3 protein-coding genes and 2 pseudogenes are annotated in these 6,974 nt (G+C 67.1%); 3 read left to right on the top strand and 2 right to left on the bottom strand.

Annotated features, from left to right (window positions below):
• Positions 1-30 precede the first annotated feature (30 nt).
• Both Q1V87_RS13790 and glgX read right to left on the bottom strand, forming a co-directional pair.
• Positions 31-1,305 (bottom strand): annotated as a pseudogene (locus Q1V87_RS13790) (maltotransferase domain-containing protein); the annotation flags it as partial.
• Positions 1,306-1,508: 203 nt separating this feature from the next.
• On the bottom strand, positions 1,509-3,611 hold the full coding sequence (gene glgX, locus Q1V87_RS13795; RefSeq protein WP_300594036.1) for a glycogen debranching protein GlgX: 2,103 nt from the start codon (positions 3,609-3,611) through the stop codon (positions 1,509-1,511).
• Positions 3,612-3,718: 107 nt separating this feature from the next.
• Between glgX and Q1V87_RS13800 the strand changes: the two genes are divergently transcribed.
• The 3 genes and pseudogenes from Q1V87_RS13800 to Q1V87_RS13810 form a co-directional block, all read left to right on the top strand.
• Positions 3,719-4,906 carry a cysteine desulfurase family protein gene (locus Q1V87_RS13800; protein ID WP_300594039.1) on the top strand — a complete coding sequence of 396 codons (1,188 nt, stop codon included), beginning with the start codon at positions 3,719-3,721 and terminating at the stop codon, positions 4,904-4,906.
• 9 nt (positions 4,907-4,915) lie between these two features.
• On the top strand, positions 4,916-6,013 hold the full coding sequence (gene mnmA / locus Q1V87_RS13805; protein WP_300594042.1) for a tRNA 2-thiouridine(34) synthase MnmA: 1,098 nt from the start codon (positions 4,916-4,918) through the stop codon (positions 6,011-6,013).
• A gap of 40 nt (positions 6,014-6,053) precedes the next feature.
• Positions 6,054-6,974 (top strand): annotated as a pseudogene (locus tag Q1V87_RS13810) (NAD-dependent DNA ligase LigA); the annotation flags it as partial.

The following is a 6,974-nucleotide window of genomic DNA, read 5'->3' on the forward strand; positions in this document are numbered from 1 at the left end:
CTCCTTCTTCGTCTTCCGCCAGGTGAATTACCCGTCGCTATTCTGGAATCCCGCCACCGAGTTCCGATCCTGGTTGTCGGCTCGGGCGTACGCCTCGGCGAGGAACACGACACCGGGGTGCTCGTCATTGACCGTGCGGATCAGCCACTCCCAGAATTGGAGGGGTTTGGTGTGCGGGTTGTCGACGCGGAAGATGCGGACACCCTGCGCGATCCAGTGGCGAACGATGCGCAGCACCTCGGTGCGGATCCCCTCGGGATCGTTGTCGAAGTTGATCGGATAGATGTCCTGGTACTTCTTCGGGGGGTTTTCGGCGTACGCGATCGACCCGTCGGGAAGGGTCGTGAACCACTCCGGGTGGCTCGTCACCCACGGGTGATCCGGGGATGCCTGTAGCGCGAGGTCGAGGGCGACCTCGAGTCCTTCGGCGGCAGCTGCTCGCACGAACGCGCGGAAGTCGGCGAGAGTTCCGAGATCGGGGTGGACGGCGTCATGCCCGCCCTCTGCTGCGCCGATCGCCCACGGAGAGCCGGGGTCGCCCGGTCCGGGCGTCAGCGAGTTGTTCGGACCCTTGCGATTCGTTCGTCCGATCGGGTGGATCGGAGGCAGATACACAACGTCGAAACCCATGCCCGCGACCGCGGGGAGGCGCTTGCTTGCAGTGCGAAAGGTGCCGCTCTTGACAGTGCCGTCTTTGCGGAGCTTCGCGCCCTCGGAGCGGGGGAAGAACTCGTACCACGCGCCGACGCCGGCGCGCTCGCGCTCGACGAGCAGTTCGCGGTCACGCCCCACGGTCACGAGGGACTGCAGCGGGCGAGCCGTGAACGCTGCCTCCAGACGCGGATCGTCGATGAGGCTGAGCGGCTCGGTGCCGGCATCCGCTCGAAACTGCTCTGCTATCTCGGTGAGCATGCGGCGCTCGGCTGCAGGTCGGTCGCGTTCAGCAGCGCCGCGTTCGCACAGCAGCGCCCCCATCTCCAGCATGAGGGGGACGTCGACACCGGCGAGCACCTTGACGTGGGCCGCGTGGTGCCACGTCGCGAAGTCGTCGGCGAAGGACTCGAAGTGGAAGGTCCAGATCCCTTCCTCGAGGAGCACGACATCGGTCCACCAGCGGTCGAAGCCGTCACCTGCGGGCTCCAGACGGTGGAGCGATTCGTCGCCCGACGGTGAGGTCAGGCGCAGGTGAACACCGATGCGATCATGACCCTCGCGGAATGCTGTGACGCCGAACGCGACGGCTTCGCCATGAAAGGCGCTGGGGCTGTAGCGTTCGTCAGGGGTATCGGGACGGGGTCGCACCATCGGGATGCGTCCCATCGCGGCATCGGTGGCCGGCGCGAGTGGTGAGGCTGGGCGCACCGGGATTGCGGTGGCGCTTCGCCACGGCCGAGGAACGGGAGAGCGTCTGCTGGTTGCCACGCTTCGAACCTACCCCGCTCACCGCCGGCGGGAACAGGTGTGGACAGCTGGCGCTCTGTCGGCAACAATGCGTGCCCGGAAGGGCTTTAGGCCGGGTCAGCGACAAACAGGCGCATCGAGGTCGGACCGAGCTCGACAGAGGATCCAGGCTCGTGCGAGCTGATCTCGGTCGACGGATGCTCGTCTTCGCTCGACCAGACCGCACGATAGCGAGAGACGCCGTCGACGCGCGGCAGCAGCACAGTTGCCGGACGTTCGGTGCCGTGCACCACCAAGAGAGTTCGGTTGGGTTCCTCGACCTCGGGAGTGGAGGTCGCGAGGTATTGCAACGTACGATGCGTCGGATCAGCCCACCGCGCGCCCGACATCATCTCGCCGTGCTCGTCGTACCAGTCCATCACGGATGCCGACGGCGTCTCCTGGTCGTCGCGCGCGAACCGACTCGGGCGTAGGGCGGGATTCTGTGCGCGCAGGGTCAGGAGCCGCTGCACGTGGGCGAAGAGGTCTGCCTGCCACGGCGCGTGCTCCCACGGCAACCATGTCAGCGAGCCGTCGTGACAGTAGGCGTTGTTGTTTCCGTGCTGCGTGCGTCCGAACTCATCACCTGCGGTGATCATTGGGACTCCCGCGGAGAGCAGGAGCGTACCCATGAGGTTGCGCATGGCCCGGCGCCGTGTGGCGAGGATGACGGGGTCATCCGTCTCGCCTTCGGCGCCGTGATTGAACGATCTGTTCGTGTCCGCGCCGTCGCGATTGTGCTCGCCGTTCGCCGTGTTGTGCTTGACGTCGTAGGAAACGAGATCGTGGAGCGTGAAACCGTCGTGGGCTGTGACGAAGTTGACGCTGGCGAGGGGGCCCCGCTCGGCACTGAACGTGTTGGAAGAGCCCGCGAGGCGTGTCGCGAACCCGCCGACTCCCACGGGCGCGGTCGCGGCGCGACGGCCGTAGTCGACATCGCTGAGCCAGAAGTTGCGCACGCGGTCCCGGTAGCGGTCGTTCCACTCCATCCAGCCCGGACCGAAGCTGCCCGTCTGCCATCCGCCCATCCCGACGTCCCACGGTTCGGCGATCTTCTTGACGTCGGCAAGCGCGGGGTCGTCGACGATCGCGCGCAGCAACGGATGCTCGGGCGTGAACGCGTGTTGGCTGTCACGCCCGAGGGTCGTGGCGAGGTCGAAGCGGAACCCGTCGACCTGCACGTCGTTCGCCCAATACCGCAGAGAGTCGAGGACGAGGCGGGAAGCGGCATCCGTGGCAGTATCCACGCTGTTCCCGCAGCCGGTGACGTCGATGTACGAGCCGTCGGCGTGCTGGCGGTAGTACCCGCGGTTGTCGATACCGCGGAAGCTCGACCGCGGTCCGCCGATTTCGGCTTCGGAGGTGTGGTTGTAGACGACGTCGAGGATCACCTCGAGGCCTGCTTCGTGCAGGAGCTTCACCATCCCCTTGAACTCCCGCAGCACCGCCTCAGGACCCCGGCGCCGGTTCTCTTCTGTTGCGTACGCGGCGTGCGGGGCGAAGAAGCCCACAGTGTTGTATCCCCAGTAGTTCGTGAGTCCCAGCTCGAGCAGGCGAGGCTCGGTCGCGAACTGATGGACCGGGAGCAGCTCAATGCTGGTGACACCGAGTGTCGTGAAATGCTCGATCATCGCTGGGTGTGCGAGTCCCGCGTAAGTGCCGTGCAGGGCGGGGGGCACCTCGGGATGACGCTTGGTCATCCCCTTGACGTGACCCTCGTAGATGACCGTGCGGTCCAGAGGGATAAGGGGTTTGCGCGCGCCGCACCAGTCGAAGTCGCCAGCGACGACGACGGACCGCCAACCGCTTGAGCCGCTGTGCACGAGACCGCGCGCGTAGGGATCGATCAACAGCGATGACCGATTGAAGGTGTTGCCGGGGCCGGCGGGTCCGTCGACCTGGATCGCATAGTGCGTTCCCTGCCGAAGACCGCGTGAGAACCCCGACCAGATATCCCCCTCGGTCCGCGAGAGCGCAACGGTTTCTACGACCCAGTCCAGGTCGTCGCCGTCGAAGATCAGCAGGTCGATCGAGGATGCGTGCGCCGACCAGATCCGAACCGTGCCGCCCCCGTCATGCAGCCGGACGCCGAGGTCATCGAACCGCGACGACAACAGACCGGCGTCGGTGGTGTCGGCGCGCGAAAGTACAGCTGACTCGGGGATCGGCATGCGTAGAGCATAACGACGGAGCGGGGACCACCGGCCCACCCTCGGGGGCTGTCGCTCCCTCGGCGGCTGTCGCGCCCCGGTACCGGGGTCAGTGGCACAGTGGAGTCGTGAGCATCTATTTGGATCACGCCGCGTCGACTCCGCTGCGCCCTGAGGCGCGCGAGGCCTGGCTGGAGGCGAGTGCGGTCGTCGGCAATGCGTCGTCGATCCACGCGAATGGCCAGAGCGCTCGGCGAGTCCTGGAGGATGCGCGTGAGCGGCTCGCTGCCGCGGTGGGGTGCGATCCGATCGAGATCGTGATCACCTCCGGCGGAACCGAAGCCGTGAACCTCGCCCTGAAGGGGCTCTGGCAGACGCGCCGCTCGGGAACATCTGACATCGTGCTTCCTGACGGTGAGCACCATGCATCGATCGACCCGGTGGAATGGATCGCTCGGCGCGATGGTGCAGGCATCCGGAGCGTGTCGCTGACACTCGCTGGACGCATCGACACTTCCGAGTTCGCGGCGGCTCTCCCTGGCGCTGCGTTGGCAACGGCTCTTGTCGCCAACAACGAGGTGGGTACGGTCAACCCGGCTGCCGGCCTCGCCGAGGCCGCCGCCTCAGAGCGTGTGCCGTTGCATCTGGACGCCATTGCGGCGTTCGGGCATGTGCCGGTGTCTTTCGCGCAGCTGCGGGGCGATGCTCGCCCTGGCGCCGGACTGCTCGCCATGAGCGTGTCGGCGCACAAGGTCGGTGGCCCCATCGGAGTCGGCGCACTCGTGGTCGCGCGTTCTGCCCGATTGGATCCGCTGCTGCACGGCGGGGGCCAGCAGCGAGGGTTGCGCTCGGGGACGCAGGATGTCGCTGGAGCTGCGGCATTCGCGGTGGCTGCTGAGCTCGCAGTCGCGGAACTTGCCGAGGAGTCAGAGCGCTTGTCGGTGATGCGCGACAGGCTGATCGCGGGAGTTCTCACAACGGTGCCCGGTGCCGAGCTGCTCGGCGATTCGGTCGATCGCCTCCCGGGAAACGCGCACATTCTCTTTCCCGGCGCATCGGGGGAGTCGCTTCTTTTCCTCCTCGACATGGCGGGTGTCTCGGTATCGACGGGGTCGGCGTGTCAGGCGGGTGTTCCCGAGCCGTCCCACGTCGTGACGGCGATGGGCAGAAGCGAGCGCGAAGCGCGTGAGGTTCTGCGGTTCACGCTGGGGCGCTCCACAACGGATGCCGACATCGATGCAGTCCTTCGCGTGCTCCCCGACGCGGTCGAGCGCGCGCGGGCGGCATCCGGTCCCCGTCCAGACGGCCGCTCGTAGACTGGGACCATGCGTGTTCTGGCGGCGATGAGTGGCGGAGTGGACTCCGCGGTGGCTGCTGCGCGCGCCGTGGATGCCGGACACGAGGTCGTCGGGGTGCATCTCGCGCTTTCACGTGCGGGCGGGACGCTGCGCACGGGAAGCCGAGGATGTTGCACGATCGAGGACGCGATGGATGCCCGCCGCGCGGCTGATCGCCTCGGCATCCCGTTCTACGTGTGGGACTTCTCGGAGCGGTTCCGCGACGAGGTGATCGACGATTTCATCGCCGAGTACCGCGCGGGGCGCACGCCCAATCCCTGCATGCGCTGCAACGAGAAGATCAAGTTCGCAGCCCTCCTGGAGCGCGCAATCGAGCTCGGCTTCGATGCCGTCTGCACCGGTCACTATGCGACGCTCGTGGAGACGCCGGCAGGCCGAGAGTTGCACCGCGCCTCGGATGCAGCCAAGGACCAGTCGTACGTGCTCGGTGTTCTCGACGCCGATCAGCTCGCGCACTGCCTCTTCCCGCTCGGCTCGACGCCCTCGAAGGCGGTCGTTCGCGCCGAGGCCGAGGAGCGAGGCCTGACGGTCGCGCACAAGCCCGATAGTCACGACATCTGCTTCATCCCGGATGGCGACACGAAGGGGTGGCTCGCCGAGCGCGTCGGTGTCGCGGAGGGGCCCATCGTCGATCGCTCCGGTGCGCAGGTGGGAACCCACGACGGTGCCCACGCCTATACGGTCGGGCAGCGGCGCGGACTCGCGCTCGGAACTCCTGCTCCGGATGGCAAGCCGCGGTTCGTTCTCGAGATCCGGCCGGTGACGAACACGGTGGTCGTGGGACCCAAGGAGGCTCTCGCAACCGCCGAGATCGCGGGATCGAGGGTGAGTTGGGCAGGACGTGCGCCGGGTGCGGCATCCTTCCCGTGCGACGTGCAGATCCGGGCTCACGCCGATCCCGTGCCGGCGCGCGCGGAGCTCGTTGACGGCGAGGTCGTTGTGACCCCGGATGAGCCCTTGGACGGTGTCGCCACCGGGCAGACGGCGGTGCTCTACGACGGCACCCGGGTGATCGGCCAGTTCACGATCGATCGCACCCGCTCGGCCGTCCCCGTCGAGGTCTGAGCCTCCGCGCGGTGTCGTGGGCCCTGCCTAGACTTCACTCGTGGCCACGAACGACGCTTCCTCTGCATCTGCGACGAGCACCGACGCGGAGCTCGCGCGGCTCAGTCTCGATGATGCTCGTGCCGAGGCTGCGCGTCTAAGCGATCTGATCGTCGACGCGCGCGACGCGTATTACGGCCGGGACGAGGTTCTCGTCGACGACGCCACCTACGACGGGTGGATGCAGCGTCTCGAGGCGGTGGAGCGTCTGCACCCGGAGGTTCAGGGGCAGGACTCTCCGACGCTGTCGGTGGGCGCGGCATCCGGCACGCTCTTCGCGCCCGTCGAGCACGCCGAACGGATGCTGAGCCTTGACAACGTCTTCAGCGAAGAGGAGTTCCGTGCGTGGGCAGCTCGTGTGCAGCGCGACGTCGGTGGTTCGGTTCACTATCTGTGTGAACTCAAGATCGACGGTCTCGCCCTGTCACTGCGCTACGAGCGCGGACGACTCGTGTCGGCTGCCACGCGGGGTGACGGTCGCGTGGGGGAGGACGTCACCGAGAACGTTCGGGACGTTGCGGGGATCCCGACCGCGCTTGCCGGCTCAGGGCATCCGGAGCTCGTCGAGGTGCGAGGAGAAGTGTTCTTCACGGTCGCGGACTTCGCGTCGCTCAACGCCTATCAGGAGTCGGTGGGCGACCGGCTGTTCGCGAATCCGCGGAACGCCGCGTCCGGGTCTCTGCGCCAGAAGCGCGACGGTAAGAACGAGCGCCAACTCGAGGCGATGCACGAGCGGCTCTCGCGACTGCGCCTGACCGTCCACGGCATCGGTGCGTGGCCGAATCCTCCCGTGGCGACCCAGAGCGAGGTCTATGGCCTGCTGGAGTCGTGGGGGCTACCCGTGAGTCGTTACTTCACGGTCGCTGAATCCGTCGATGCCGCTGCCGACTACATCCGTCACTACGGCGAGCACCGGCACGAT

It is taken from the genome of Microbacterium sp., assembly GCF_030149085.1.
Taxonomy (GTDB): Bacteria; Actinomycetota; Actinomycetes; order Actinomycetales; family Microbacteriaceae; genus Microbacterium.

Bases quoted from the DNA above. Each gene is read 5' to 3' on its own strand.
- glgX (WP_300594036.1), bottom strand. From the start codon at position 3,611: ATGCCGATCCCCGAGTCAGCTGTACTTTCGCGCGCCGACACCACCGAC.
- mnmA (WP_300594042.1), top strand. From the start codon at position 4,916: ATGCGTGTTCTGGCGGCGATGAGTGGCGGAGTGGACTCCGCGGTGGCT.